The 25,492-nt window shown below is 70.2% G+C and carries 30 protein-coding genes; 18 read left to right on the plus strand and 12 right to left on the minus strand.

Annotated features, from left to right (window positions below; all coding sequences use genetic code 11):
- Window positions 1-5 precede the first annotated feature (5 nt).
- The 4 genes from pruA (at window position 6) to CLV43_RS13300 (ending at window position 4,714) form a co-directional block, all read left to right on the plus strand.
- Complete coding sequence (gene pruA, locus CLV43_RS13285) at window positions 6-1,634, plus strand: L-glutamate gamma-semialdehyde dehydrogenase (RefSeq protein WP_106187392.1); 1,629 nt, start codon at window positions 6-8, stop codon at window positions 1,632-1,634.
- A gap of 272 nt (window positions 1,635-1,906) precedes the next feature.
- Window positions 1,907-2,821, plus strand: coding sequence for a hypothetical protein (locus tag CLV43_RS13290; RefSeq protein ID WP_146174754.1), 915 nt, complete (start codon window positions 1,907-1,909; stop codon window positions 2,819-2,821).
- Window positions 2,822-3,263: 442 nt separating this feature from the next.
- The gene (locus tag CLV43_RS13295) at window positions 3,264-4,184 is read left to right on the plus strand and encodes a sigma-70 family RNA polymerase sigma factor (RefSeq protein ID WP_106187394.1); all 921 of its coding nucleotides are present in this window, start codon (window positions 3,264-3,266) and stop codon (window positions 4,182-4,184) included.
- Entirely contained in the window at window positions 4,181-4,714 is a 534-nt protein-coding gene (locus CLV43_RS13300; protein WP_106187395.1) for a TIGR03086 family metal-binding protein, read from the plus strand. Before CLV43_RS13295 ends, CLV43_RS13300 begins: the two co-directional genes overlap by 4 nt.
- Window positions 4,715-4,746: 32 nt before the next feature.
- Here the strand turns inward: CLV43_RS13300 and rsgA are convergent, their stop codons facing one another.
- Together rsgA and aroA are read right to left on the minus strand one after the other, a co-directional pair.
- Entirely contained in the window at window positions 4,747-5,760 is a 1,014-nt protein-coding gene (gene rsgA / locus CLV43_RS13305; protein WP_106187396.1) for a ribosome small subunit-dependent GTPase A, read from the minus strand.
- A 1-nt stretch (window position 5,761) separates the two neighbouring features.
- Window positions 5,762-7,027, minus strand: a complete 1,266-nt coding sequence (aroA, locus tag CLV43_RS13310; RefSeq protein ID WP_106187397.1) for a 3-phosphoshikimate 1-carboxyvinyltransferase — start codon at window positions 7,025-7,027, stop codon at window positions 5,762-5,764.
- Between the two features lie 86 nt (window positions 7,028-7,113).
- On the opposite strand from aroA, the gene CLV43_RS13315 reads away from it, so the two are divergent.
- Both CLV43_RS13315 and CLV43_RS13320 read left to right on the plus strand, forming a co-directional pair.
- Entirely contained in the window at window positions 7,114-7,878 is a 765-nt protein-coding gene (locus tag CLV43_RS13315; RefSeq protein WP_106187398.1) for an SOS response-associated peptidase, read from the plus strand.
- Entirely contained in the window at window positions 7,875-8,489 is a 615-nt protein-coding gene (locus tag CLV43_RS13320) for an alpha/beta hydrolase family protein (RefSeq protein WP_106187399.1), read from the plus strand. The genes CLV43_RS13315 and CLV43_RS13320 overlap by 4 nt, the downstream gene beginning before the upstream one ends.
- A gap of 532 nt (window positions 8,490-9,021) precedes the next feature.
- On the opposite strand, the gene ybaK is transcribed toward CLV43_RS13320, so the two are convergent.
- Complete coding sequence (gene ybaK, locus CLV43_RS13325) at window positions 9,022-9,498, minus strand: Cys-tRNA(Pro) deacylase (RefSeq protein WP_106187400.1); 477 nt, start codon at window positions 9,496-9,498, stop codon at window positions 9,022-9,024.
- Between the two features lie 55 nt (window positions 9,499-9,553).
- On the opposite strand from ybaK, the gene CLV43_RS13330 reads away from it, so the two are divergent.
- A complete protein-coding gene (locus tag CLV43_RS13330) occupies window positions 9,554-10,324 on the plus strand; it encodes a sigma-70 family RNA polymerase sigma factor (RefSeq protein WP_425445745.1) in 771 nt (256 codons plus the stop codon).
- A complete protein-coding gene (rsrA, locus tag CLV43_RS13335) occupies window positions 10,321-10,626 on the plus strand; it encodes a mycothiol system anti-sigma-R factor (RefSeq protein WP_106187402.1) in 306 nt (101 codons plus the stop codon). Before CLV43_RS13330 ends, rsrA begins: the two co-directional genes overlap by 4 nt.
- Before the next feature lie 83 nt (window positions 10,627-10,709).
- On the opposite strand, the gene CLV43_RS50445 is transcribed toward rsrA, so the two are convergent.
- Entirely contained in the window at window positions 10,710-10,784 is a 75-nt protein-coding gene (locus tag CLV43_RS50445) for a 50S ribosomal protein bL37 (RefSeq protein WP_096498094.1), read from the minus strand.
- Between the two features lie 96 nt (window positions 10,785-10,880).
- Between CLV43_RS50445 and CLV43_RS13345 the strand changes: the two genes are divergently transcribed.
- Window positions 10,881-12,359 (plus strand): sensor histidine kinase, encoded by a 1,479-nt coding sequence (locus CLV43_RS13345; protein ID WP_106187403.1) that lies wholly within the window; start codon window positions 10,881-10,883, stop codon window positions 12,357-12,359.
- 176 nt (window positions 12,360-12,535) lie between these two features.
- On the opposite strand, the gene CLV43_RS13350 is transcribed toward CLV43_RS13345, so the two are convergent.
- Together CLV43_RS13350 and CLV43_RS13355 are read right to left on the minus strand one after the other, a co-directional pair.
- A complete protein-coding gene (locus CLV43_RS13350) occupies window positions 12,536-12,790 on the minus strand; it encodes a WhiB family transcriptional regulator (RefSeq protein ID WP_015104912.1) in 255 nt (84 codons plus the stop codon).
- A gap of 225 nt (window positions 12,791-13,015) precedes the next feature.
- Entirely contained in the window at window positions 13,016-13,972 is a 957-nt protein-coding gene (locus tag CLV43_RS13355) for a diacylglycerol/lipid kinase family protein (RefSeq protein ID WP_106187404.1), read from the minus strand.
- Window positions 13,973-14,238: 266 nt separating this feature from the next.
- Between CLV43_RS13355 and CLV43_RS13360 the strand changes: the two genes are divergently transcribed.
- The 4 genes from CLV43_RS13360 (at window position 14,239) to CLV43_RS13375 (ending at window position 17,154) form a co-directional block, all read left to right on the plus strand.
- A complete protein-coding gene (locus tag CLV43_RS13360; RefSeq protein WP_106187589.1) occupies window positions 14,239-14,640 on the plus strand; it encodes a hypothetical protein in 402 nt (133 codons plus the stop codon).
- Window positions 14,641-14,812: 172 nt separating this feature from the next.
- Window positions 14,813-15,556: a S1 family peptidase gene (locus tag CLV43_RS13365; RefSeq protein ID WP_106187405.1), complete on the plus strand. Its 744-nt coding sequence runs from the start codon at window positions 14,813-14,815 to the stop codon at window positions 15,554-15,556.
- A 171-nt stretch (window positions 15,557-15,727) separates the two neighbouring features.
- Complete coding sequence (locus CLV43_RS13370) at window positions 15,728-16,525, plus strand: SAM-dependent methyltransferase (RefSeq protein WP_245886379.1); 798 nt, start codon at window positions 15,728-15,730, stop codon at window positions 16,523-16,525.
- 68 nt (window positions 16,526-16,593) lie between these two features.
- Window positions 16,594-17,154: a DUF4328 domain-containing protein gene (locus tag CLV43_RS13375; RefSeq protein ID WP_170155825.1), complete on the plus strand. Its 561-nt coding sequence runs from the start codon at window positions 16,594-16,596 to the stop codon at window positions 17,152-17,154.
- Window positions 17,155-17,214: 60 nt separating this feature from the next.
- Here CLV43_RS13375 and CLV43_RS13380 read toward each other — a convergent pair whose 3' ends face one another.
- The 3 genes from CLV43_RS13380 to CLV43_RS13390 all read right to left on the minus strand — a co-directional run bounded on the left by CLV43_RS13380 (window position 17,215) and on the right by CLV43_RS13390 (window position 18,902).
- Entirely contained in the window at window positions 17,215-17,598 is a 384-nt protein-coding gene (locus tag CLV43_RS13380) for a DUF5684 domain-containing protein (protein ID WP_211304342.1), read from the minus strand.
- Window positions 17,599-17,805: 207 nt separating this feature from the next.
- Window positions 17,806-18,291, minus strand: coding sequence for a GNAT family N-acetyltransferase (locus tag CLV43_RS13385; RefSeq protein ID WP_106187408.1), 486 nt, complete (start codon window positions 18,289-18,291; stop codon window positions 17,806-17,808).
- A complete protein-coding gene (locus CLV43_RS13390) occupies window positions 18,291-18,902 on the minus strand; it encodes a histidine phosphatase family protein (RefSeq protein ID WP_106187409.1) in 612 nt (203 codons plus the stop codon). The genes CLV43_RS13385 and CLV43_RS13390 overlap by 1 nt, the downstream gene beginning before the upstream one ends.
- A 138-nt stretch (window positions 18,903-19,040) precedes the next feature.
- Here CLV43_RS13390 and CLV43_RS47765 point away from each other — a divergent pair, with 138 nt between their 5' ends.
- Window positions 19,041-19,181 carry a DUF6131 family protein gene (locus CLV43_RS47765; RefSeq protein WP_170155791.1) on the plus strand — a complete coding sequence of 47 codons (141 nt, stop codon included), beginning with the start codon at window positions 19,041-19,043 and terminating at the stop codon, window positions 19,179-19,181.
- Window positions 19,182-19,624: 443 nt separating this feature from the next.
- On the opposite strand, the gene CLV43_RS13395 is transcribed toward CLV43_RS47765, so the two are convergent.
- Complete coding sequence (locus CLV43_RS13395; RefSeq protein ID WP_245886384.1) at window positions 19,625-20,239, minus strand: TetR/AcrR family transcriptional regulator; 615 nt, start codon at window positions 20,237-20,239, stop codon at window positions 19,625-19,627.
- A 73-nt stretch (window positions 20,240-20,312) separates the two neighbouring features.
- Here CLV43_RS13395 and CLV43_RS13400 point away from each other — a divergent pair, with 73 nt between their 5' ends.
- Together CLV43_RS13400 and CLV43_RS13405 are read left to right on the plus strand one after the other, a co-directional pair.
- Window positions 20,313-21,179, plus strand: coding sequence for a phosphotransferase family protein (locus CLV43_RS13400; RefSeq protein ID WP_106187410.1), 867 nt, complete (start codon window positions 20,313-20,315; stop codon window positions 21,177-21,179).
- 536 nt (window positions 21,180-21,715) lie between these two features.
- Complete coding sequence (locus CLV43_RS13405; protein WP_106187411.1) at window positions 21,716-22,183, plus strand: hypothetical protein; 468 nt, start codon at window positions 21,716-21,718, stop codon at window positions 22,181-22,183.
- 269 nt (window positions 22,184-22,452) lie between these two features.
- On the opposite strand, the gene sodN is transcribed toward CLV43_RS13405, so the two are convergent.
- On the minus strand, window positions 22,453-22,869 hold the full coding sequence (gene sodN / locus CLV43_RS13410; protein WP_106187412.1) for a superoxide dismutase, Ni: 417 nt from the start codon (window positions 22,867-22,869) through the stop codon (window positions 22,453-22,455).
- A gap of 78 nt (window positions 22,870-22,947) precedes the next feature.
- On the opposite strand from sodN, the gene CLV43_RS13415 reads away from it, so the two are divergent.
- Window positions 22,948-23,265 (plus strand): S24 family peptidase, encoded by a 318-nt coding sequence (locus tag CLV43_RS13415; protein ID WP_281262153.1) that lies wholly within the window; start codon window positions 22,948-22,950, stop codon window positions 23,263-23,265.
- Here the strand turns inward: CLV43_RS13415 and CLV43_RS13420 are convergent.
- Complete coding sequence (locus tag CLV43_RS13420) at window positions 23,258-23,860, minus strand: dTDP-4-dehydrorhamnose 3,5-epimerase family protein (RefSeq protein WP_106187413.1); 603 nt, start codon at window positions 23,858-23,860, stop codon at window positions 23,258-23,260. The genes CLV43_RS13415 and CLV43_RS13420 overlap by 8 nt on opposite strands.
- Window positions 23,861-24,169: 309 nt before the next feature.
- Between CLV43_RS13420 and CLV43_RS13425 the strand changes: the two genes are divergently transcribed.
- Window positions 24,170-25,333, plus strand: coding sequence for an NAD(P)-dependent malic enzyme (locus CLV43_RS13425; RefSeq protein WP_106187593.1), 1,164 nt, complete (start codon window positions 24,170-24,172; stop codon window positions 25,331-25,333).
- Window positions 25,334-25,492 lie beyond the last annotated feature (159 nt).

A 25,492-nucleotide genomic window follows, 5' to 3' on the forward strand; every position in this document is an offset into this window, starting at 1 on the left:
AGGACATGGACGCCGTCACCTCGGTACCCGAACCGGTTAACGAGCCCATCCGTTCATACGAACCGGGCAGCCCCGACCGCGAGTCGCTGCGCCGCAGGATCACCGAGCTCGAGGGCGTCCGGCACGAGCTCACCACCACCATCGGCGGCGAGCAGCGCATGGCGGGCGGCGACCGGGTCGAGGTCGTCCAGCCCCACGACCACCACCACGTCCTCGGCGTCACGGCCCAGGCCACCCGCGAGGACGTGGCCGAGGCCGTCCAGGCCGCCAAGGACGCCGCACCGGCCTGGCAGGACCTCCCGTTCGACGAGCGCGCCGCCGTCCTCCTGCGCGCCGCGGACCTGCTCGCGGGCCCGTGGCGGGACACCCTCAACGCCGCCACGGTGCTCGGCCAGTCCAAGACCGTCCAGCAGGCCGAGATCGACGCCGCGTGCGAGCTGGTCGACTTCCTCCGCTTCGACGTCCACTTCGCCCGCCGCCTGCTCGCCGAGCAGCCGATCTCCAGCCCCGGCGTGTGGAACCGCTTCGACCACCGCCCGCTCGACGGGTTCGTCGTCGCGATCACGCCGTTCAACTTCACCGCCATCGCCGGGAACCTGCCGCTGGCGCCCGCCCTGCTGGGCAACACCGTGGTGTGGAAGCCGTCGCCGACCCAGCAGCTGGCCGCGCACTTCACGATGCGGCTGCTGGAGGCCGCGGGCCTGCCACCCGGTGTGGTGAACATGGTGACCGGCGACGGTGCCGCGGTCAGCGAGGTCGCCCTGACCGACCGCGACTTCGCCGGGCTGCACTTCACCGGGTCCACGGCGACGTTCAAGGCGCTCTGGCGCACCATGGCCGACAACCTCGACACCTACCGCTCCTACCCCAGGGTCGTCGGCGAGACCGGCGGCAAGGACTTCGTCGTCGCCCACCCCTCCGCCGACCCCGCCTCCCTGGTGACCGCCCTCGTCCGCGGCGCGTTCGAGTACCAGGGCCAGAAGTGCTCGGCGGCCTCCCGCGCCTACGTCGCCAGGTCGCTGTGGGACGGCGGCGTCCGCGACCTCCTCGCCGACACCACCAGGACCCTGTCCTACGGCGACGTCACCGACTTCTCCCACTTCGGCGGCGCGGTCATCGACGGGCGCGCGTTCGCCAAGCACAAGGGCGCCCTGCTCATGGCGAACGCCTCCACCTCGGTCGAGGTGCTCGCGGGCGGCGGCTGCGACGACTCCGCCGGCTACTTCGTCGAACCGACCGTCCTGGTCGGCACCGACCCGCACCACGCCCTGTTCACCACCGAGTTCTTCGGTCCCATCCTCACCGTCCACGTCTACGACGACGCCGACTACACCACCACCCTCGACCTGGTCGACAGCTCCACCCCGTACGCCCTCACCGGCGCCGTCTTCGCCCGCGACCGCGCGGCCATCGACGAGGCCCACCGCCACCTCCGCTTCGCCGCGGGCAACTTCTACGTCAACGACAAGCCCACCGGCGCCGTCGTCGGCCAACAGCCCTTCGGCGGCAGCCGCGGCTCCGGCACCAACGACAAGGCGGGCTCCGTCCTCAACCTCACCCGCTGGACCAGCCCCCGCTCCGTCAAGGAGACCTTCGTCCCGCCCACCGACCACACCTACCCGCACATGCGCTGACCCACGCCGCGGGCACCAAGCACGCGCTCGGGCGTGGGCAATCGGCGCTGGTGCCCTGTCCTGCGCGGGCGTCATCGGCTACCGCTTCGGCTCTGTGCCCCGCGTTCAGTGGTGTGGTTTAACAGTAGTTGTCAATCGCGATTGTGATAACGATCGGGGTGTCGATTATCCGAGTGGGGAACTTGTCGAAGAGCCACCCATTCGCACCAACTTCAGTGACTCCTGTCATCTGTGCGGGTTACCCTGATCGACGCGGTTCGGCGTGCTGCGATGTGCACGTCTTCGACGCTGCTCCGGGTCTTGAAGGGGGTGTCGATATTCTACGGAAATTCGCTCCTTGGTTAGAGCGCTTCCTGGAGGAAGAAGGCGGAGTCGGGCTCGTCAAGGCCTCTTTGGGGATTATGGCGTTCGGCGCCGTCCTCAGCGCGTTGTTGGGAGACTTCGCGATTCGGGCCGCAGTACTCGTGGTTGTCGTGCTGTCGTGGCTGGCGTTGACGCTTGCCCTGCTGGCCAGTCGGAACAAGCTCAAAGCCAAGGTCGAGCTCCACCGCGGACTGCTGTCGCGCTACTGCGACGTCATCTGGGATGGCTGGCCGACCAGGTTCCGCATCATCCGGTGGGAACAGGTCGCTGTCATCGAGGAGAACGGCGACACGGAAGAGATAATCACAGTGCAAGCCAAAGTGGAAGGTGCAGACGCCCGGTTCTTCCGCTTACGGTTCGGTGCGGGGTGGGACCAGCCCGAGTCCTACCGGAAGAACGTGACGACCGAGGTGCGGAACCTGCTCGTGGACGGCACCTCCGGTACAAGCTGGGATGTGACCTCGTACTGGCTCGACGACGGTCGTCTCAACATGCTTTCCCATTTCCACACGCCCGCGGAGGTCGGCAGCAGTGTCCGTGTGCAAATGAAATGGCGCTGGCCGGGCAAGAGCATTCCGCTCATGGTGCGGAGGCAACCGGACCTGTTCACGTTCAGGTTCGGCAACCCCGTCGAGTACGCGAGCTACCGGGTCATCCTGCCCAAGGGGTTCGACGCGCACTTCGACGCGGTCAACCTCGACCGCAAGAAGCACGACTTCACGATCAAGCGCAAGGACAGCACCGGCAGGCTGGAGGTCGAGCTGAAGATCCGCAACATGCCGATCGACGTGAAGATCGGCATGCGGTTGGAGATCAAAAAATAAGCGCCCGCCGGACCGGTGGTCGGTCCGTGCGGACGCTTCGAACGGCTGCTGCTACTTGTCGCCGTTCTCGCCGCCATCGGTGTGGGACATCGTGCTCCTTGTCGTTTTGCGTCATGGCTTCAAGGGATTGCCGACCTCGTCCCGACCTCGCGATGCGTCCGGTCACGCGCCGATGGCACACGCGCACGGGTTTATCGGACCCGCCTTGTCGGCGTTCGGGGGTCCGAATCCCTGGAGTGAAGAGTTGGGCACATACGAGAACATCGCGGGACAAGGCGCAGACATTACGCCAGCCGAGTGACCGCGGCCCGGCGAACCCGCCAAGTTCGCGGCTGTGTCGCCCCAACAGGCGAACCTGGCCCGCTGGCACCACCCTCTCCGCCCCCCACCGATGAGTTTCGCCTCCCGCGACGGTCCACATCCAGAACAGGGAGGTGTGGGGATGGCGGACGACTTCATCCGGCTCTCGGACCCGTTCCGGCGGGAGCTGTTGGCGCACTGCTACCGGATGCTGGGCTCGGTGCACGACGCCGAGGACCTGGTGCAGGAGACGTACCTGAGGGCGTGGAAGGCGTACGACCGGTTCGAGGGGCGGTCGTCGTTGCGGACGTGGCTGTACCGGATCGCGACCAGCGCGTGCCTGACCGCGATCGAGAAGCGCACCCGCAGGCCGTTGCCGACGGGGCTGGGGTCCGACTGCGACCCGGCCGACGACCTGGTCGACGGCGGCGAGGTGCCCTGGTTGGAGCCGGTGCCGGACGAGGCGGTGGGGGCGGACCCGGCGTCGATCGTGACGGAGCGGGAGACGATCCGGCTGGCGCTGGTGGCCGCGTTGCAGTACCTGCCGCCGCGGCAGCGGGCCGTGCTGATCCTGCGCGACGTCCTGAGGTGGAGCGCCAAGGAGGTCGCCGAGCTGCTGGACACCTCGACCCCGGCGGTCAACAGCATCCTGCAACGAGCCCGCGCCCAGCTCACGGAGGTCACCGAGGACGCCGTGGTCGAGCCGTCGGACCACGACCAGCGCGAGCTGCTCGACCGGTACGCGACGGCGTTCGAGGCGAAGGACATCCCGGCGATCGTGGGCCTGTTCACCGCCGACGTGGTGTGGGAGATGCCGCCGTTCAAGTCCTGGTACCGCGGCCCCGACGCCGTCGCCACCCACCTCGCGATCCGCTGCCCCGGCGACATCCGCGTGGTCCCCACCCGCGCCAACGGCCAACCCGCCTTCGGCCTCTACATCGGGGGCGAGCCGTTCAACCTCCAGGTGCTCACGATCGGGGAGAAGGGCATCTCGCACGTCGTCAACTTCCTGGACACCACGCTGTTCGACGTGTTCGGCCTGCCGGCCTCGGTCGCGCCGTGAGCCACGTCGGCCTGCTCGAACGGGCCGTCACCTACACCCTGGGCTGCCTGCGGGCCGTCACCCCGGAGGCCCTGTCCCACCCGACCCCGTGCCACGATTGGGACCTGCGCGCCCTGCTGTGGCACCTGGTCGACTCCCTGACCGCGCTGCACGAGGCCGCGGCCGACGGGCACGTCCCGCTCGACAGCGACCTCGCCACCCACGACGACCCGGTCACCGCGGCCCGCGACCGGGCCCGCGACCTCCTCGGCGCCTGGACCGCCCAGGACGGCCGCGCGGTGTCCATCGGCGGCTGCCCGGTGACCACGGACATCGTGGCGCGCGCCGGGGCGTTGGAGGTCGCCGTGCACGGGTGGGACGTCGCCCGCGCGTGCCACGACACCCGGCCGATCCCCCGAGCCCTAGCCGACGAGCTCTACCCCGCGGCACTGCTGCTGGTCAGCGCCGCCGACCGCCCGGCCCGCTTCGCCCCACCGCTCACCCCGAAGACCCCGGACGACCGGCTGCTGGCCTACCTCGGCCGCGGCTAGGGCGTGCACCGAAGTCCCGTTCGACGCACGCCCTAGTCGGGGTGCTCCTCCAGCCCGGCCCGCGACGACAGCAGCCGCCGCAGCGAGTCCAACCGCCCCGCCGTGGCGGCGCCGGTCGTCACCAGCTCGTCCAGCATGCAGTCCGGGTCCTCGGGCGCCCCCAGGTGCCCGCAGCCCGACGGGCACTCCTCGGCCATCTCCCGCATGTCCGGGAACGCCGCCACGATGTCGTCCGGCGTGATGTGCGCCAGCCCGAACGACCGGATGCCCGGCGTGTCCACGGCCCACCCGCCCTCGGGCAGCGGCAGGGCGACGGTCTGCGTGGACGTGTGCCGCCCCTTGCCGACCCCGCTCACCACTCCCACCGCCCGGTTCGCCCCCGGCACGAGCTGGTTGATCAGCGTGGACTTGCCGACGCCGGAGTGCCCGATCAGCGCCGACACCTTCGTCGCCAGCCGCTCCCGCAGCGCCTTCGGGTCCTCGTCGGACCGCGTCACGACCACCACGAGGTCCAGCTCGGCGTACGCGGCGAGCAGCTCGTCCGGACTTGCCAGGTCCGCTTTCGTCAGGCACAGCACGGGAGTCAGCCCCCCCGCGTAGGACGCGACCAGGCAGCGGTCGATGAAACCGGTGCGCGGCAACGGGTCCGCGAGCGCCGTGACGATGACCAGCTGCTCGGCGTTGGCGACCACCACCCGTTCGAACGGGTCCGTGTCGTCGGCGGTGCGGCGCAGCACGGACGCGCGGTCGGCGACCTTCACGATGCGCGCCAACGTGTCCGGCTGCCCGGACGCGTCGCCGACCAGCCCGACGCGGTCGCCCACGACGACCGGCGTGCGCCCCAGCTCCCGCGCCCGCATGGCGGTCACCAGCCGCTTCGGGTCGTCGTCCAGCGCGCACGTCCACCGGCCGCGGTCGACGCCGACGACCATCGCGGGCACGGCGTCCGCGTGCTCGGGACGGCGCTTGCTGCGCGGCCGGGTCCCCTTCCCCGGCCGCACCCGCACGTCGGACTCGTCGAGCTTGTGCCAGTCGCCACGGCTCACGTCAGCTGACCTCGAGCATCGTTGCCCACATTCCTGGGAAGTCGGGGATCGTCTTGGTGGTGCAGCCGATGTCGTCGACCTCGACGCCCGGCACGACCAGGCCGATGATCGCACCCGCGGTCGCCATCCGGTGGTCGGCGTAGGCCCGCCACGGGCCGCCGCGCAGCGGCTTGGGGTCGATCACGAGACCGTCCTCGGTCTCCTCCGCCGCCCCGCCGAGACCGTTGATCTCGGCGACGAGCGCCGCGAGCCGGTCCGTCTCGTGGCCGCGGATGTGCGCGACGCCGCGGATGTGCGTCGGGCCGTCGGCCAGCGTCGCCAGCGCGGCGACGGTCGGGGTCAGCTCGCTCTCGTCGTGCAGGTCGATGTCCAGGCCCGCCAGGCGGTCCGGTCCGCGGACGGTCAGGCCGCGCTCGTCCAGCGACACCTCGCACCCCATCCTGGCCAGGATCTCGCCGACCGCGTCACCGGCCTGCGTCGTCTTCGTCGGCCACCCCGGCACGGTCACCTCGCCACCGGTCACGGCCGCCGCCGCGAGGAACACGGTGGCGTTGGACAGGTCCGGCTCCACGTGCCACTCGCGGCCGCGCACCGGGCCCGGCGCCACCCGCCAGGTGTCCGGCTCGGAGTCGTCCACCTCCACGCCCGCCTCGCGCAGCACCTCGACGGTCATCGCGATGTGGGGGAGCGAGGGGACGGGCTTGCCGTCGTGCAGCACCCGCACGCCGTGCTCGTAGCGCGCGCCGGACAGCAGCAGCCCGGAGACGAACTGCGACGAGCCCGAGGCGTCGATCGTGACGTCGCCGCCGCGCAGCCCGCCGGTGCCGTTGAGCGTGAACGGCAGCCCGTCGCCGGTGATGTCCGCGCCCAGCGCGCGCAGCGCCTGGAGCACCGTGCCCATGGGGCGGGTGCGGGCGTGCGGGTCGCCGTCGAACCGGATCTCGCCGCTCGCCAGCGCCGCGGCGGGCGGCAGGAACCGCATCACCGTCCCCGCGAGACCGCAGTCCACGTCCGCCGGTCCGCGCAGCTCACCGGGGCTGACCAGCCAGCTCCCGGCCGGGCCGTCGACGACGTCGACGCCGAGCGCCCGCAGCGCGTCGACCATCAGCGTGCTGTCCCGGCTGCGCAGCGGGGCGTGCAGGACCGACGGGCCGTCGGCCAGCGCCGCGAGCAGCAGCAGGCGGTTGGTGATCGACTTGGAGCCGGGCACGGGTACCGTCGAGCGCACGGGGCCGTTGGCGGTGGGAGCGGACCACTGCTGAGTCATGGGTCGAATGATTCCGCATGAGGTGGTGGACGGGTCGCACCGGTGCTGACGACGTGCGACTATGGCCACCCCGGAGGTGATCTGGAGTGTGCGGTAGGTACGCCTCCACCAAGGACCCGGCGCTGCTGGCGGCGGAGTTCGACGCGGTGGACGCCACCGAGGGCGACGCGCCCGTCCCGGACTACAACATCGCGCCCACGAAGTCGGTGCTCGCGGTCGTCGAACGGCACCCGCGCGACGAGGAGGGCACGCCCGACCCGACCGTGACCGAGCGCAGCGTCCGCGTCATGAAGTGGGGCCTCGTCCCGCACTGGGCCAAGGACCTGTCCGGCGCCGCGAAGATGATCAACGCCCGGTCCGAGAGCGTGCTGGAGAAGCCGTCCTACCGCGACTCCGCCGCCAAGCGCCGCTGCATCATCCCGGCCGACGGCTGGTACGAGTGGCAGCCGGGCGAGGGCCGCAAGCAGCCGTTCTTCATCAACCCCAACGACGGCACCAGCCTCGCCATGGCGGGCATCTGGTCGGTGTGGTGGCAGAACGACGAGGAGCTGGGCCGCAAACCGGTCATCACCTGCGCCGTCCTCACCACCGACGCCATCGGCGAGATGGCCACCGTCCACCACCGCATGCCGCTGGTGCTGCCCCGCGACCGCTGGTCGGCCTGGCTGGACCCCGACTCGTCCGACCCGTCGGCACTGCTCGCGCCGTCGCGGGAGGTCGTGGACGGGCTGGAGCTGCGCCCGGTGTCGATGGCGGTGAACAGCGTGAAGAACAACAGCCCCGAGCTGATGGACCCGATCCCGCTGACCACGGCCGAGATGCCCGAACCCACCCTGTTCGAGCTGTCATGACCAGCACCCTCGTCGACACACCGCACGGGCCCGCACGGGCCGAGCTGCACTGCGCCGCCGAGGGAAGAGCCGCCCTGCTGCTCGGCCACGGCGCCGGCGGCGGCATCGGCGCCCCCGACCTCGTCGCCGCCACCCGCGCGGCCGTCGAGGCGGGCGTCCACGTCGCCCTGGTCGAACAGCCCTACCGCGTCGCGGGCCGCCGCGCCCCCGCCCCCGCGCAGCAGCTGGACACCGCCTGGCTGGCCGTCGCCGAGGACCTGGGCGTGCGGTGGTTCGACGGGCTGCCACTGGTGTTCGGCGGCCGCTCCTCCGGCGCACGGGTCGCCTGCCGAACCTCCTCCGACGGCCAGGCCGTCGCCGTCCTCTGCCTCGCCTTCCCGGTCCACCCACCCGGCAAGCCGGAGAAGACCAGACAACCCGAACTGGCCGCCGTGGAAGTACCGACCCTCATCGTCCAAGGCCGCGCCGACCCGTTCGGCAGACCCGAGTCGGCCCACCACCGGGAGGTCGTCCTGCTCAAGGGCGACCACTCCCTCAAGGCCGACGTCGAAGGCCTGCACCGCACCGTCACCGACTGGCTCTCCCGCATCCTCCGCCCCCTCGAAGTCTGAGTACGACCGCCGGAGTCCTGGCACGACCGCCAGCGCCGGAAAAGCCCCGCCACCTGCGCCGATCCGGACCTACCAGAATTGTCGGACCCCCTGCGTACTGTTCTGTTCGGGAGGTTCTCACGACAGGGCGACCCCTGCGAAGCACGCTTTCCGAGCGCCGAGCGCCGAGCGCCGAGCGCCGCAGTGGCCTGGGTCCTTCGGTGCAGCGGCACTGGCCCACGGGAGCTGGCGATGCCGACCGGGACATGCGCCAAACGGCTCGCCGCACCCGCCCAAGCAACTGCGCTGGCTCCTGAGCACCGCACCGCACCGCGCTGCACCGCACCTGACCGGGCCGCGCAGCGCTGGACCTGTCCGCGCCGGACCAGACCGCACGTCATGCCCGCCCCGCGCCGAGTCCCTGCACCCAACCTCACCCCAGCGGCCCCAGGCACACACACCTCACCGCAGGCTCCGCAGGGGTAACCCGACCGTGAGGCCCCCCGAACCGAACACTACCCACGGGGTCCGACAATTCCGGGGTTCGTGCAGCTCAAGCCGAGATCGGTGCCACCACGGCCCCGGTCAGCCGCACCAGGTCAGCGGGTGCGATCTCCACCTCCAGCCCTCGCCGCCCCGCGCTGCAGAACACCGTGTCGAACTCCGCGGCGGAAGCGTCGATCACCACCGGCAGCCGTTTCTTCTGGCCGAGTGGCGAGATTCCGCCGGCGACGTACCCGGTGGCCCGCTCGGCGGCCGCGACCTCGGCCATCTTCGCCTTCTTGCCCTTCAACGCCGCCGCGAGCGCCTTCAGGTCCAGCTGCCCCGTGACCGGGACCACACCGACGGCGAGGCTGCCGTCGAGGTCGACCACGAGGGTCTTGAACACCCGGCCGGGCACGAGTCCGAGTGCGGTGGCGGCCTCCGTCCCGTACGACTCGTGGCGCGGGTCGTGGTCGTAGGAGTGCAGCTTGTGGGCCACGCGCTGCTTGTCCAGCAGGGCAGTGGCGGGGGTCCCGCGTCCGGCCATGGGGCGAACGATATCGGGGGGAATGTGCGGCGCGGGCACCGCGTTTGGACCGTACGTGGTTACTGAGGTGATGGAGCAGCAGCTCAACAGGCGGCCGGTGGGCGGCCTGGCGGACGGCGTCCGCGTATTCTGGGACGCGTCCCAGCCAGCAGTAGCCGTCGCGCCATCACCTGGTCGGCGGGAGAGGAGCGCGGTGCCCGCCACCCGTTCGCAGGCCAACCCGACGGATGAGACACCCGCGGACCGCGCCGCTCGGTTCGAGCGCGACGCGATGCCGTTGCTGGACCAGCTGTACGCGGCTGCGCTCCGGATGACGCGCAACCCGGCCGACGCCGAGGACCTGGTCCAGGAGACCTACCTCAAGGCGTACGCCGCCTTCGCCTCGTTCTCGCAGGGCACGAACCTGAAGGCGTGGCTGTACCGCATCCTGACCAACACCTACATCAACGGCTACCGCAAGAAGCAGCGCCAGCCGCTCCAGCAGCCGACCGACGAGATCACCGACTGGCAGCTGGCGAAGGCTGAGAGCCACACGTCGCGCGGTCTGCGGTCGGCTGAGGTCGAGGCGATGGACCTGCTGCCGGACAACGACGTGAAGGAAGCGCTGCAGCGGCTCCCCGAGGAGTTCCGCATCGCTGTGTACCTGGCCGACGTAGAGGGCTTCGCGTACAAGGAGATCGCCGAGATCATGGGCACCCCGATCGGCACCGTGATGTCCCGGCTGCACCGGGGCCGCCGACAGCTGCGCGACCAGCTGTCCGACGTCGCGCGCGAGCGCGGCTTCCTCCGCAACGGCCAGCCCGAAGAAGAGGTGGCGGGGCGATGAACTGCGGCGAACCCCACGACACGGACTGCTCCGAGGTCCTGTCCGAGGTGTGGCTCTTCCTGGACAAGGAGTGCGACGGGAAGCGCAAGGAGCTGCTCCAGCAGCACCTCGAGGAGTGCCACCCGTGCCTGGAGCAGTACGGCATCGAGGAGCACCTCAAGGCGCTGCTGGCCCGCAAGTGCGGCGGTGAGCACGCCCCCGAGCACCTCAAGGAGCGGCTGCGCGCCCGCATCCAGGAGACGCTGATCCAGCACGGCTCGGTCGAGGTGCGCACCACCACGGTGCAGATCGTCGAGGAGTAGCCCCAGCACCCGACGAAGGTCTTCCCACAGCGGAAGGGCCCCGGAGAGCACGTGCTCTCCGGGGCCCTTCCGCGTTGCCCTGATCAGGCGTTGGGGCGCTTCCCGTGGTTAGCGCCACCCTTCTTGCGATCGCGGCGCTTGCGGGCACGCTTCGACATGGGTGTCTCCTTGAGCATTGGTCATCAGGCTTCGCCCCAGTGTGACATGGTGGTGAGTGACGACTGCCGGCGGTCTGAACCGTGGTTGTATGACGCGTGTCCACACTCACCGACCTGCTCGCCGAGCACACCAGGCTGTCCGGTGCGGCCGTCGACCACCTCCAGCTGGTGGTCGCCGAGTGGCAGCTGCTGTCCGACCTGTCGTTCGCGGACTTCCTGCTCTGGGTGCCCCTCGACGACGCCGCGTTCATGTGCGTCGCCCAGGCCCGGCCCACGACGGCGCCGACCGCGCACCCCGAGGACGTGGTCGGCAGCTCCGTCCAGGTCGAGGAGCACCCGCAGCTGCGCCGGGCGATCATCGAGTCGCGCATCTGCCGCGAGGAGGACCCGCTGTGGCACCTCGGCGTGCCGGTCCGCCGCGAGACCATCCCGGTCCGCCTCGGCAAGCAGGTCATCGCCGTGATCAGCCGCAACACGAACCTCGCCGTGCCCCGCGTGCCCAGCCCGCTGGAGATCTCCTACCTCGGCAGCGCGGCCGACCTGTGCCAGATGATCGCCGACGGCACGTTCCCCACCACCGAGCCGTCGCCGGACGTGCACACCAGCCCGCGCGTCGGCGACGGGTTCATCCGCCTCGACGCGGCCGGTGCCGTGGTGTTCGCCAGCCCCAACGCCCTGTCGGCCTACCACCGCATGGGCCACGCCTCGGACCTGGTCGGCGTGCACCTGGCGCCGTTGACCCGCTCGCTCATCGACGACCCGTTCGACGCGACCGAGATCGCGCAGCGCTTCCGGGCGGCCGTGGACGGCAACCCGAGCATGCGGATGGAGGCCGAGTCCCGCCGCGGTGCGTCCGTGCTGTTCCGCGCCCTGCCGCTGCGGCCGCGCGGCAACCCGGCGGGCGCGCTGGTGCTGTGCCGGGACGTGACGGAGGTCCGCAGGCGCGACCGGGCGCTGATGTCGAAGGACGCCACGATCCGCGAGATCCACCACCGGGTGAAGAACAACCTGCAGACCGTGGCCGCCCTGCTGCGCCTCCAGTCCCGCCGGACGAGCAACGAGGAGGCGCGCGAGGCGCTGGCCGAGTCGGTGCGCCGGGTGACCTCCATCGCACTCGTGCACGAGACGCTGTCGATGTCGGTCGACGAGCGGGTGGACCTCGACGACGTCATCGACCGGGTGATCCCGATGATGTCCGACGTGGCCACCACGGAGACCCAGGTGTCGGTCCGCAGGGAGGGTCCGTTCGGGGTCGTGGCGGCCGAGCTGGCGACCCCGTTGGTGATGGTGCTGACCGAGCTCGTGCAGAACGCCTTCGAGCACGCGTACGCCCCTGGCCAGCGCGGGGAGGTCGTCGTGCACGCCGAGCGGTCGGCCCGCTGGCTCGACGTGGTGATCGCCGACGACGGCCGGGGACTGCCGCCCGGCTTCTCCCTGGAGCGCACCGAGCGGCTCGGTCTGCAGATCGTCCGGACGCTCGTGGAATCCGAACTGAGGGGGTCCTTGAGCTTGCGGAGACGGCCCCGAGGCGGTACTGAGGCGGTCCTGCGCGTGCCGCTCCGCGGGCGGCGTTAAACTACCCCGGTGCACACGTGGTGACCCGCCTCAGCGGCGCCTCGTGGTCATGCGGGAGGGTGTGCAAACAGTAGAAGACGTAGAGCCCGACACCTGGCACGGTGTCGGGCTCTACGTTCGAAATCCAGCGCTTGCGCTTTTGTCCTTGTTGCGGGGCTAACAGCCGGTCTTGCGACTCAGGCGTTGCTCCGGGCCCGCGTGCGGGCGTTGCGCCGCTTGAGTGCGCGGCGTTCGTCTTCGCTCATCCCGCCCCACACGCCGGCGTCCTGGCCGCTCTCGAGTGCCCACGCGAGGCAGTCGGAGACGACGGGGCAGCGGCGGCAGACGGTCTTCGCCTCGGCGATCTGCAGGAGCGCAGGACCGCTGTTCCCTACGGGGAAGAACAGCTCGGGGTCCTCGTCGCGGCAGATTGCGCGGTGGCGCCAGTCCATTGGAAATACTCCTCAGCTAGGCGCGCTCGAAGGCACGCCGATCGTCAGCGGTCGTTTTGGGGTGCTTGTGAATGCTTTCACGAACGGCGGGGATGTCAAGGGGTTAGCACTAACCCGGTGAGTGAACTCACCCGAAAGATCGACAGCGTTCACCAGCGGTTTCACTCTCCGAAGTTCGCATCCGATCGAACATCGCAGGTGGATCGCAAGATCATCACGCGCTGGTCACACCGCTACGGTGAGCGCCTCTCGCACGGACGTGAACTCGACTTCGGTGCAGTCACCGAGCAGGTCGCCGTCCACCTGGAGGTTGACCGGTTCCCTGCTCGTCACCCGAACATATTCAACGTCGTCGCGCCGCAGGAGGTTCCCGCCTTTGGGATTCCCCTCCCGCACGAGCAGGTGGCCGACGTACCGGAGCACCGTCGGCAGCCCGAGGTCGTGCAGCGCGAACAGCCCGAGGTCGTTGTCGAACGACGTGCTCGGGTTCAGCCGGATCGCCTTGCCGCCCAGGTAGGTCCACGGGTCGGTGTTCGACACGAACGCCATCCGCATGCCGGTCATGAGCTCCTCGCCGGGGATCTGCACCGTCAGCGAGGGCGGGCGCCTGCGTTGACCGACGTAGCTGGCCAGCGCGGTGCGCGCGTACAGGTAAGGGCTGGCCTCGCGCCCCTTGGCGCGCTGGCTCTCGACGTTCGCCACCACGTCGGCGTCCCAGCCGACCCCGGCGTTGAACGTGAACCAGCGGTCGTTGTCGGCCGTAGTGGAGGAAGGAGGGCCGCTGGAGGCGACCTTGCCGAGCCCGACCCGTCGGCTCGTCCCGTGCTCGATGGCCTGCAGGAGGCGGTAGGTGGCTTCGACCGGGTCGCGCGGCAACCCCAGCGCGCCCGCGAACACGTTGGCCGACCCGCCGGGCACGACCCCGAGCATGGGCAGGTCCGGCGACCGACCGGCGCGCAGCATCCCGTTGACGACCTCGTTCACGGTGCCGTCGCCACCGTGCGCGACGACCATGCCGTACCCGTCGGCGACGGCCTGCGCCGCCACGTCGCCCGCGTGGCCGCGGTACTCCGTCTCGACCACGTCCAGCTTGACGGCGCTCGCCAACGCGTGGGCCAGCACGTCACGGCCTCCGGCCGTGGTCGCTGTCGCCTGTGGGTTGACCACCAGAAGTGCGCGCACCCCTGAAGAGTAGGACAGCGCGTGACCAGGCGCGGCCCGCGTGTCCCTCGTCCGAGGAGGTCTGAGCGCACGGAAGTGGTCCAAATCTCCTTTCCGCCGCGTAGTAGCCCCGCCTACGACAAGTGCACCCCAGCAGACCGCCGGCTCGCCGAAGACCCCTTGATCTTCGCGCCTCCGGACGCCGGATGGGAGGTCCGACCGGGTGGCCTACGATCCGTGACGACCACAGTCCGTTATGCAGCGTTGTGAGGGGCCCGCACGTGGCCATGAAGACCCACGTCCCACCAGCCGCGCGCCTGGCAGGCGCGCTGACCGCGCTGCAGGGACTGGCGGGCATCGCCTTCGCCGTGGCACTGGTCTTCCGCGCCTTCGGCGGCGCCGAGTCCACCGGCAAGGTCCTGGGCGAGGCGGGCTACTTCACCGTGCTGTGCGCGGGCGTGCTCGCCGCCGGTGTCGGGCTCGTGCTCGGCAGGCGCTGGGCGCGCACGCCGTCGATCGTCGTGCAGCTCCTGCTGCTCGGGGTCGCCTGGTACATGTACGGGCCGTCCGGGCAGCAGCTCGTCGGGTCGCTGATCGGGCTGTACTGCGTCGTCGTCATCGTCCTGCTGTTCACGAACCCGGTGCGCGAGTGGACGCTCGGGCTGGGCGAACCGGATGCCGAGGAATAGGCCCTTCGCCCCATTTCGCCGCGCGTTCGCCCGATAAGGGCGATTGGCGCGTTTGGTAACCCTTCGAACGTCTGGTTCGCCGCCAACCAACGGCGGGTGTGGTGGGTCACTAGAAAGCGTGACGCTGAGAGTGGTGAATTCACCACTCCCTGCGTTCGTTAGGTGACCATCAATGCGATTCAAGCGCACCCTGTCCGCGCTGATCGGCGCGGCTACCGCCCTGGTGGCGTTCGCCTCCCTGGCGCCCGCCGCCTCGGCCGAGCCGGTCGACAACGGCGTGACCCCGTTCATCATCGGCGGCGGCAACGCCTCCAACGCCCCCTGGGCGGCCCGCCTCTTCGTCAACGGCCGCGAGAACTGCTCGGCCAGCATCATCGCGCCCACCTGGATCCTGACCGCGCAGCACTGCGTGGCCGGTGCGGGCACGTACACGTTCCGGGTCGGCAGCCTCGACCAGTCCTCCGGCGGCACCCTGGTCAACGCCGTCAGCATCACCCAGCACCCGTCGGTCGACCTGGCCCTGGTGAAGATCGACCGGTCGGTCTCCACCACCTACGCGCCGCTGGGCACCACCACGGCCGTGCGCAACGGCCAGACCGTGCAGCTCTACGGCTGGGGCGCCACCTGCACCGACCAGCCCGAGATCAACTGCCAGTCGCGGCTGCTGAAGGTCGCCGACACCACGGTGACCAACGTCAACGGGCGCGACTACCGCGGCGGCATCGCCGTGTCGGTGCGCCGGGTGAACGGCATCGCGGCCGGTGGTGACTCCGGCGGCCCGATGTTCGCCACGAGCCCGGTCGACGGCCGCTACTACCAGGTCGGCGTCGCCTCGACCAGCGACCGCGCGAACGTGTCCAACTACACGAACGTGACCCGCTACCGGCCCTGGATCCAGTCCCTGGCTGGCGTCTAGCCCGTTCCCGGCCGAGGGGACTCCCCTCGGCCGGGTTTGGCCGGAAGGCCGTCACCAGTAATAATCACCCTACGTGTTCACTTTTGGCGGATGGACACGAACGGAGTAGCCGGATACCGTGCGAACACGAGTTCGCGCTGCTCCGGGACTTTCCAGGGTGAGGTGTGTGCGGTGCAAGAACGCCCGATGTGGGTGTCGACCAACGGCCATGCCGAACGCCCGAACGTGGCCCGGCTCTTCGACTTCTACCTCGGTGGCGCGCACAACTTCGCCGTCGACCGCGAGTTCGCCGCCCTGTCCGTCAAGTCGTTCCCGGTGGACGAGGCCGCCCGCACCTCCCGCTCGTTCCTCCAGCGCGCGGTGCGGCACTGCGTCGCGCGGGGCATCACCCAGTTCCTCGACCTCGGTTCGGGCATCCCGACCGCGGGCAACGTCCACGAGGTCGCCGAACGGCTCCTCCCGTCGCCCCGCGTCGTCTACGTCGACAACGACCCGGTCACCGTCGCGCACGGCCGCACCATGCTGAAGGGCCACCGCTCGGTGGCGATCGTGGGCGCCGACGTCCGCGACCCCGACGCTGTGCTGGCCGCGCCGGAGACCGTGCGCCTGCTCGACCTCGACGAACCCGTCGCCCTGCTGATGGTCGGCATCCTCCCGTACCTGTCGGCCGAGGACCGGCCCGCCGACCTGGTCGCGAAGTACCGGGAGGCCATCGCGCCCGGCAGCCACCTGGTCGTCTCGCACCTCACCGCCGACCGCGAGCCCGCGCTCGTGGACGGCCTCGCCGAGATGGTCCGGCTCACCGGCACGTCCCTGACACCGCGCGACGCGGCCGAGGTCGCCGGGCTGTTCACCGGGTTCGACCTGGTCGATCCGGGTCTGGTCATGGCGGGCCAGTGGCACGCCGACACCGAGGACACCGGTCGCGCCTCCGCCCTGGCCTACGGCGCCGTGGGCATCAAGCACTGATCGGACTATTGGCCACTGCTCCTGGCGGACCTACGATCGCGCTGGTCGGCGCATCCGGGGAGGGCGGCTTGGACGCAGCGATTCCGCTGAGGGTGCACGTCGTGTCCACCCAGGCCGGGCTGCTGTCGGTGCTCCTCGGCCTCCAGGCCGCCGTGCAGGTCGTCTCGATCGCCGTGCCGGTGCTGCGCTTCTTCGTGGCCCTGCTGTTCCTGTGCACCGTGCCGGTGCTGCTCGTGTGGCTGCACCGCGTCCGGCTCAACGCCGAGGTGCCCGGCCGCGTCCACCGCTGGGGTCCCGGCTGGGTCGTCGGGATGTGGTTCGTGCCGGTGCTGAACCTGTGGGCGCCCTACCGGGCGGTCGCGGACATCGCGGCGGCCGGTGTGCCGCGGGCGCGGCGCGAGGAGGTGACCAGGCAGGTGCTCGCGTGGTGGCTCTCGTGGCTGGTGGGTCTGGTCACCACCGCCATGGCGACGCGCGTGTGGCTGTTCGGCCACCACGTCTGGGCGCCGCTGCTGCCCGCGTGGGTCGGCGCCGTGTTCTTCGCGTTGGCGAGCGCGCTGCTCATCGCGGTGGTGCGGCGGCTGTCCGCCCTGCACCCGGTCGACGAACGGCTCGTCGGGTACTCGTAGCCGGGCCGGGAGCGGGCGCCCCGCACGTGTTGCCCCCACGTGCGGGACGCCTTCCGGTGATCAGGCGCGCGCGGCGGCCGGGCCGTGGTAGTTCGCGTTGCCGAAGGCGAGCATGAGGTAGCCGATGATGCTGAACATCCACAGGCCGAAGAACCCGAAGACGCCGCTCTTGCCGAACGACTTCGCCAGGTCGATCGCCACGACGATCGAGATGATGATGTTCACGATCGGGATGATGTACAGGATCAGCCACCAGCCGGGACGGCCCGCGACCTTCAGCATCGTGTAGATGTTGTAGAACGGGATGATCGCCGCCCAACCGGGCTTGCCCGCCTTGGTGAAGATCTTCCACAGCGCCACGATGGCGAGGATGCCGAAGAGGCCGCCGACGATCGTCGGGAAGACGAAGGCCGAGCTGTCGACGCTGGTGTTGTCGTAGTTCACGAAAGTCCTTCCACCCTACGGCCGCGGGTCCGCGTGCGACTGCCGCACGCGATCGGGGTCCCGCCGCCGGAAGTCCGGGACGCTGCCAGAACGTCCCGGACTTCGCCGGGGAAACATGCTTTCGTGAGGATTTCGAGACATACGAGGGTCACCGGTCATCCGATGTTCACCCCACCGTGGTGTTCCGGTCCGGTGTGGACGGACCGGTCAGTCCTGCGCGCCGAGCTCGGCGAGGGCCCGGTCGTCGAGCCGGAACACCGTCCACCCGTCCATCGGCCGCGCGCCGAGCGACTTGTAGAACCCGATCGCGGGCTCGTTCCAGTCGAGCACGGACCACTCGAGGCGCCCGTACCCGTTCGCGACGCACTCGCGCGCGAGCGTCACCAGCAGCGCCTTGCCCAGACCGGACCCGCGCTGCGTCGGCCGCACGTAGAGGTCCTCCAGGTAGACGCCGTGCGTGCCGCGCCAGGTGGAGAAGTTGAGGAACCACAACGCCACCCCGACGACCTCACCGTCCACTTCGGCCACGTGGCCGAACAGCTTCGGTTCGGGGCGGAACAGCACGTCGTGCAGCTGCTCCCCGGTCAGGTGGCAGTCCTGCGGCGCCCGTTCGTACTCGGCCAGCTCGTGCACCAGCGCCACCATCGCGGGCACGTCGGTCTCGCGCGCCCGCCGGATCCGCTCGTCGCCCATCAGTCCCAGTCCCACGGCGGCACGTTGAGGTGGCGCACCTGCGCGTCCCCGCGCTCGTCGCCCAGCACCGACGTCCCCGCCGGGTCGAGTCCGAAGTGGACCCCGTCGCGCGGCCCCATGCCCAGCCAGGTCGCGATCAGCACGCGGCTGAAGTGCCCGTGGCCCACCAGCACCACGTCACCACCCAGCAGTGCCGTCCGCACCCGCGCCACCACGGACGCCGCGCGCTTGCCGATGTCGTCCGCCGACTCGCCGTTCGGGATCTCGTGCGTCCACACGGTCCAGCCCTCGGCGGTCTCCCGGATCTCCGGCGTGGTCTTGCCCTCGTAGTCGCCGTAGTCCCACTCGGCCAGGTCCTCGGTGATCTCGTCCACCGCCAGCCCGGCCAGCTCCGCGGTCCGCAGGGCCCGCTGCCGCGGACTCGTCAGCACCAGCGCCGGCGGCACCGACGTGCCGCGCAGCCTCGCCAGCACCGCCCCCGCCCGCCTGGCCTGCTGCTCGCCCTTGGCGGTCAGCGGAACATCGGTGCGGCCGGTGTGCTGCCCGCTCTCGGACCACGCGGTCTGCCCGTGGCGCAGCAGGTAGACGGAGTAGCGCCCGTTTGTACTCACCCCGTCGAGCGTAGTGGGCTCGGCATGACCTGCACCTATGGGAAAACCCACTGTGATGTCACTCGTTCGTGTTTGGCCCGTGGAGCGCTGGGTATCCACCTCTCGAGACACATGGAGGTTGTGATGATCGTTCTTGGTTTGATCCTGCTGGTGGTCGGCTGGTTGGCCGGGATTTCGATCCTGACGACCATCGGCGTAATCCTGCTGGTGATCGGCGCCATCCTCGCCGTGCTCGGCGCGGTCGGCCGTCCGGTCGGCGGCCGGAGCCACTTCTTCTAGAGCCCACCACACAAGCTTGCGAGGGGCGCCTCCCACCTGGGAGGCGCCCCTCGCGGGCGTCCACCCAAAAGTCGAAATTCCCGCGAAACGCGGATGCTCATCCAACGCGGAAGTGACACGGACCGCCAATGAGCGAAGCCCGCCAGCGCCCATCCGGCGCGGAGCGCCTGGGGCCTTGTCCGCCGCGCAGCAAGGATGCTCTGTCCGCAGCGCAGCAAGGATGCTTTGTCCAACGGCGAAGCCGAGGATGCCTTGTCGGGCGGAGCCCGATGCCCTGTCGAGCGCAGCTCGATGCTGGCGAAGCCAGATCCCCTCCCGCCCCCGATAAACAGCGCCCTCCTGCCCTGCCCTAGTTTGTCAAGACAGCTCTATCGTCTTGACAAACTAGGGCAGGGCATTGAGACAATCGCGCGCCGGGGGCCGGGCTTCGCGCAGTGGTCCCCTCACTCCAACGGCCCCCTCAACTGCCCCGCCACGTACCTCCGCAGGCTCCCCACCAGATCCACCCGCCCCCGGTCCGACAACCACTGCACCTGCAACCCGTCCATCAACGCCACCAGCGTCAACGCCGCGTACTCCGGATCAACCCCCTCCCGAAGCCGTCCCTCCGCCGCCAACGCCCGGAACGACTCCGCCGCGTACTCCCGCGCCATCCGGTAGTGCTGTTCGAAGTACTCGTGCGCCGGGTGGTCCGCCGCCACCGCTTCCGCCGCCAGCCGCGAGTACAGCTCCACGATCCCGGGGTGCCGCACGTTGTAGGCCGCCAACCCGATCAGCCTGAGCAGCGCTTCGAGTCCCGGCGGCCCGGTCAGGTGCTCCCGTTCGCCGTCTTCGGCGTCCCGCCGTTCCAGCACCGCCGCGAGCAGCGCTTCCTTGCTCGGGAAGTAGTACAGCAACCCGGCGTGCGTGATCCCGACCCGCCGCGCGATCTCCCGCAGCGACGACCCGTGGTACCCGGCTTCGGCGTACATCGCCACCGCCGCCCCGAGGATGTCCTCCCGCCGGATGCGCCCTTTCGAATACCCGCCGGTCGTCGGACTGCGTTCAGCGGCTCGCACGCCGCCCATCATGCCGCAGCGCACGTCAAGCAGGGGTTGCTTGGTACGTTGGCCGCGGGGAACGGGGGCGGGGATGCACGAGTCGGAGTCGGTCCGCGCGATGGCCGCGGCCACGCACGTCGCCACCTCACTGGGTCTGCCGGTCGACGACGTGGTCGTCCTCCACGACTCCAACAAGCTCACCGCCCGCCTGCTGCCCTGCGACGTCGTGGCCAGGGTGGCCCCCGCGGCGCACCGGGTGGCCCAGTTCGAGATCGACGTCGTCCGGCGGCTGGCCGGAAGCCCGGTCGTCCCCGTCGAGCCGCGGGTCGAGGCGCGCGTGCACGCGCACGACGGCTTCGAGATCACCTTCTGGACCTACCGCGAACCCGTGCCACCCCACGAGGTCCCACCGGCCGACTACGCCTCGGCCCTCGAACGGCTGCACGCCGGCATGCGGGGGCTCGACATCCCCGTGTCGCACTTCACCGACCGCGTCGAGCACGCCCGCCGCCTGGTCGCCGACCACTCCCTGACCCCGGCCCTCACCGGCGCCGACCGGACGCTCCTCGCCGACGCGCTGCGGGACCTCGGCCAGGCGATCGTCGCGCGCGGCGCCGCCGAGCAGGTCCTGCACGGCGAACCCCACCCCGGCAACCTGCTCGCCACCAGCGACGGCCCGCTCTTCGTCGACTTCGAGACCTGCTGCCGCGGCCCCGTCGAGTTCGACCTCGCCCACGCCCCCGATGAGGTCGCCCAGCACTACCCCGACCTCGACCAAGCCCTCCTCCGCACCTGCCGCCTCCTCGTCCTGACGATCATCACCACCTGGCGCTGGGACCGCGACGACCAGCTACCGAACGGCCGCGCACGCGGCCTGCAAGGCCTCGCAGACCTCCGCACCGCACTCACCGACCCGACCGTCCTACCTGCTGTCACACGGCCCCCGCAGCCCGCTTAGCGAGTCCGCCCGGACCACTCGCAAGCGCGGTCCACGGATACCAGGACTGGGCCGAACTACCACCGGACCGCGAGCACGCCGTCCACAGTGGACCTCCCCGAGCCGTCGAACGACACCCGCAGACGCGGAACGGCGCCGACCTGCGGAAGATCATCCGCTGGCCAGTGCCGTTCCCGGTGCCATACCGCCACGCAGCCCACAGCGGCCAGATCGCCTCACAGCGAGACTGCGTTACGACGTTCGGGACACTCAGCCAACCGCAACTTGCCCGGCGCGATCTACGACGAACCCGGTTGCCGCGACGAGTGGCGGCCGCGGTAACGCCTGCACAGGCTGTCGCGACAGGGCCGTTAGCCATCGACCGACGGAGCCGCCCCGTGTCGCACAGATCGTTCCTTGCCGCCTGCGTCCTGGTGGGCCTGACAGCATGTGGGGCCGGAGCCCGGCAAGCCGCATCCACCCCGTCGGCGACAACCGCCACGACCACGACAACCGCCACGACCACGACCACCACACCAACCACGGTCGCGCCAGACATGTCTTTCGATGCGTCGGCGAACGACGTGCTCACCGCCCTGAACGTGCAGTTGCCGATCCTTCACGACGGAGCGCAACCCCTCCCGACGAGCGTCCAGCCGGGAGGCGTGTTCGGCGGCCGCGTGTCGCCTGATGTCGAGATCTACGTTCTCCCGCAGACCAGTGCCCTCAGCAAGGTTCGAGCCGTCACCGTCCACGTGACCGGGTCCGGTGGCGCGTTCCAGACCCCGGCTCGTCTGCTCAGCGGTGTTGGAACCTCGCTCTACGGGCTTTCGGCTGATGTCGCGGACGGATTCCGTACGGACGCGTTGCCGAAGCTCTCGTCGATCACGCGGACGCGCACCACGCTGACGGTCAAGAACTTCTACGAGCTGACCGTGGTGGTCCGCGACTCTTCCTCGCTCGCGTTCGTGTTCACGCCGATCGGTGTGACATCGCAGGCCGCGTACGAGTCGCTGGGCAAATAGCGGTCGAACCGCCGCTTCGTGAGCGCTGGCCCGCGGCGCACCTTGACCATGTCGACCAGGTCGCTCTTGCTGCTGTCGGGCGCTTGCTTCACCTGGCCGTCAAGGCCGGTAGCGCGTTGCGCCTGGAGACCGGGCGGCGCTGCTGCAATCGTCCGAATAGGACGGACTTGGGCCATCTGGGGGCCGTCGGACACTGTCCGAAGACGCAAAACGACGCTGACCAACGGATGTTGTTTCCGCTGGTCAGCGTCGTTTCTAGCATCCTGGACTCAGGCTGCCTTCGTCTCCCAGAAGATCTTGTCGATCTGGGCGATCAGGTCGAGCAGTTCCTGTCCCTTGGCCGGGTCCATGGAACCCTTAGTGCCGCTGGCACCGGCTGCCTTGGTGGCGCGGTTGAACAGGTCGTGCAGCTCCGCGTACTTCTCGAAGTGCGGCGGCTTGAAGTAGTCCGTCCACAGCACCCACAGGTGGTGCTTGACGAGCTCGCTGCGCTGCTCCTTGATCAGGACGGCGCGTTCCCGGAACTCCGGGTCCTCGTTCGCCTGGTACTTCTCCTGGATGGCCTTGACGGACTCCGCTTCGATCCTGGCCTGGGCCGGGTCGTACACACCGCACGGAAGGTCGCAGTGAGCGGTGGCCTCCAGCAGTGGGCGGCGGAGTTCGCGGATGCGCGACAGCAGTCGCATCTTGCCTCCCTGACAGTGAATGCTCCGACGTGGAGGACCCTACTCCGGACACGATCGTGCGGCAGGTGGAGGTGATCGTTGGCACCGCGTGACGGGAACCCGTTGCCGCTGCTCCGGGTGCGCGGTCCGTCGATGGTCCCGGCGGTCCGGGACGGCGACGTGGTCGTGGTGAGGTACGGGGCCGTCCCGAAGGCGGGGGACGTGGTGCTGGTCCGGTGGGCGGCGCGGCCGGGTCAGCTGTCGGTCAAGCGCGCCCGTGAGCAGCGCGGAAGTGGCTTGTGGCAAGTACTTGGCGACAACCAGTTCGGGTCGACCGACTCGCGGACGCTGGGGCCCGCGGAGGTGCTGGGGGTGGTGCGGTGGCGGCTGTGGCCCAGGCCCGGACGGCTCAGGTAGCGCGGAGCCGCTCGTAGTGGGCGAGGCACTCGTCGTAGTCCGGCAGGATGCCCGCGGCGAGCGCCTCGGACAGGCCGGGGGCGGTGCGGTCCTTGGCGGACAGGACCGGGGTGAGGTCGGCGGGCCAGGGGATCGCGAGCTCGGGGCACAGCGGGTCGAGGCCGCGTTCGGCGGTGGGGTTGTAGGCCTCCGAGCACAGGTAGGCCATCGTCGTGTCGTCCTCGAGCGCGATGACCGCGTGCCCGATGCCCTCGGCCAGGTACACCGCGTTCAACGCGGTCGAGTCGAGCCGCACGACGTCGTGCTGCCCGAACGTGGGCGAGCCGACGCGCAGGTCGACGATCACGTCGAGCAGGGAGCCGCGCGGGCAGTAGACGTACTTGGCCTGGCCGGGCGGCACGTCGGCGAAGTGGACGCCGCGCAGGGTGCCGCGCCGGGAGGTGCTGTGGTTGGTCTGCGCGAGGCGCAGCGGGTGGCCGACCGCCTCGACGAACGCGGCCTCCTGGAACGGGGAGGCGAACACGCCGCGGTCGTCCGGGAACGCCTTTGGGGTGAATTCCCAACTCCCGGAAATCTTCGTCTCGCTGACTCGCATGCCCCCTATCGTAAAGCGCGAGGTGATCTTGACCGATTCTGCCTGCGGAAACAGACCAGGTGGTCTTGTAAACCGGACGGACGTCTTGGTAAACCCCCTCTGACCTGCGACGGAAGTGTGACGCGCGCCGCAGACACAATTGCCGAACACTGTCATGCTTGCCCGACCGCTTCACCCGGTCGACGCGCGAAACGCACTCGGCCGCACTATTCAGGCCCCGTGGATCGAGCGTGACAACGCTGGTCGCGGTGCGCCCCCAGGCCCGCACCGCAGGAGGACCACGCCGTGACCGCTTTGAACGACCAGCCCATGACCGATACCCAGCCGACCGACGAGGAGATCTTCGAGGCGCACGTCGGCGGCAAGCTCAGCCTCGGCGTGACGGCGTCGCTGGCGGACCCGCGCGCCCTGTCCATCGCCTACACCCCCGGCGTGGCCAAGGTCAGCAGCGCGATCGCCGAGGACCCCTCGCTGGCCGCGAAGTACACGTGGGCGCACCGCCTGGTCGCCGTGGTCAGCGACGGCACGGCCGTCCTCGGGCTCGGCGACATCGGCCCGTCGGCGTCGCTGCCGGTGATGGAGGGCAAGGCCGCGCTGTTCAAGACGTTCGGCGGCCTCGACTCCATCCCGCTGGTGCTGAACACGACCGACGTCGACGAGATCGTCGAGACGCTGGTCCGGCTGCGGCCGTCGTTCGGCGCGGTGAACCTGGAGGACATCTCGGCCCCGCGCTGCTTCGAGCTGGAGGCCAAGGTCATCGAGGCGCTGGACTGCCCGGTCATGCACGACGACCAGCACGGCACCGCCGTGGTGGCGCTGGCCGCGCTGCGCGGCGCGAACACCGTGCTGGGCAAGAACATCGCGAACCAGCGGGTCGTCGTCTCCGGTGCGGGCGCCGCGGGCATCGCGTGCGCGAAGATCCTGCTGGCCGCGGGCATCGGCGAGGTCACGCTGGTCGACTCGCGCGGCATCGTGCACGCCGGTCGCGAGGGCCTGAACCCCGTCAAGGAGGGCATGGCCGGGCTCACCAACGGCAGCGGCCTGCGCGGCGGCATCGCCGAGGCGCTGCGGGGTGCCGACGTCTTCCTGGGCGTCTCGTCGTCGCAGGTCGGCGAGGACCTGATCGCGAGCATGGCGTCCGACTCGATCGTGTTCGCCCTGTCCAACCCGCACCCCGAGGTGCACCCGGACGTCGCCAACCGGCACGCCGCGATCGTCGCCACGGGGCGCAGCGACTTCCCGAACCAGATCAACAACGTCCTCGCGTTCCCCGGCATCTTCCGCGGCGCGCTGGACGCGGGCGCGCGCCGGATCACCGAGGGCATGAAGCTCGCGGCGGCGGACGCCATCGCCGCCGTGGCCTCGGACGACCTGGCCGCGGACCGCATCGTGCCGAGCGCCCTCGACCCGCGGGTCGGTCCTGAAGTCGCGGCCGCCGTCGCCGCCGCGGCGAAGGCCGACGGCGTAGCCTGATCAGGCAGGAAACAGGACGAATCAGGCCTGGGTCTCGTCGTTCGACGCTTTCGGGGAAAACGAATCCACTTTCGTGGTGGGTCGTTACCTCGTCAGGGGGTGGGCGATGACGCTCCGAAGCGCTACCGTCCCTCTCCTCGGGTGAATGTCCGAGGAGAG

Source organism: Umezawaea tangerina (assembly GCF_003002815.1).
Lineage (GTDB): Bacteria > Actinomycetota > Actinomycetes > Mycobacteriales > Pseudonocardiaceae > Umezawaea > Umezawaea tangerina.

What these genes read in the sequence shown, in the direction of transcription:
- CLV43_RS13295 (WP_106187394.1), top strand. Translation starts at nt 3,264, where the DNA reads ATGGCGGACGACTTCATCCGGCTCTCGGACCCGTTCCGGCGGGAGCTG.
- CLV43_RS13360 (WP_106187589.1), top strand. Translation starts at nt 14,239, where the DNA reads ATGAAGACCCACGTCCCACCAGCCGCGCGCCTGGCAGGCGCGCTGACC.
- aroA (WP_106187397.1), bottom strand. Translation starts at nt 7,027, where the DNA reads ATGACTCAGCAGTGGTCCGCTCCCACCGCCAACGGCCCCGTGCGCTCG.
- CLV43_RS13320 (WP_106187399.1), top strand. Translation starts at nt 7,875, where the DNA reads ATGACCAGCACCCTCGTCGACACACCGCACGGGCCCGCACGGGCCGAG.
- CLV43_RS13350 (WP_015104912.1), bottom strand. Translation starts at nt 12,790, where the DNA reads ATGGACTGGCGCCACCGCGCAATCTGCCGCGACGAGGACCCCGAGCTG.
- CLV43_RS13425 (WP_106187593.1), top strand. Translation starts at nt 24,170, where the DNA reads ATGACCGATACCCAGCCGACCGACGAGGAGATCTTCGAGGCGCACGTC.
- pruA (WP_106187392.1), top strand. Translation starts at nt 6, where the DNA reads ATGGACGCCGTCACCTCGGTACCCGAACCGGTTAACGAGCCCATCCGT.
- ybaK (WP_106187400.1), bottom strand. Translation starts at nt 9,498, where the DNA reads ATGGCCGGACGCGGGACCCCCGCCACTGCCCTGCTGGACAAGCAGCGC.
- CLV43_RS13400 (WP_106187410.1), top strand. Translation starts at nt 20,313, where the DNA reads ATGCACGAGTCGGAGTCGGTCCGCGCGATGGCCGCGGCCACGCACGTC.
- CLV43_RS13385 (WP_106187408.1), bottom strand. Translation starts at nt 18,291, where the DNA reads ATGGGCGACGAGCGGATCCGGCGGGCGCGCGAGACCGACGTGCCCGCG.
- rsrA (WP_106187402.1), top strand. Translation starts at nt 10,321, where the DNA reads ATGAACTGCGGCGAACCCCACGACACGGACTGCTCCGAGGTCCTGTCC.
- CLV43_RS13365 (WP_106187405.1), top strand. Translation starts at nt 14,813, where the DNA reads ATGCGATTCAAGCGCACCCTGTCCGCGCTGATCGGCGCGGCTACCGCC.
- CLV43_RS13405 (WP_106187411.1), top strand. Translation starts at nt 21,716, where the DNA reads ATGTCTTTCGATGCGTCGGCGAACGACGTGCTCACCGCCCTGAACGTG.
- sodN (WP_106187412.1), bottom strand. Translation starts at nt 22,869, where the DNA reads ATGCGACTGCTGTCGCGCATCCGCGAACTCCGCCGCCCACTGCTGGAG.
- CLV43_RS13420 (WP_106187413.1), bottom strand. Translation starts at nt 23,860, where the DNA reads ATGCGAGTCAGCGAGACGAAGATTTCCGGGAGTTGGGAATTCACCCCA.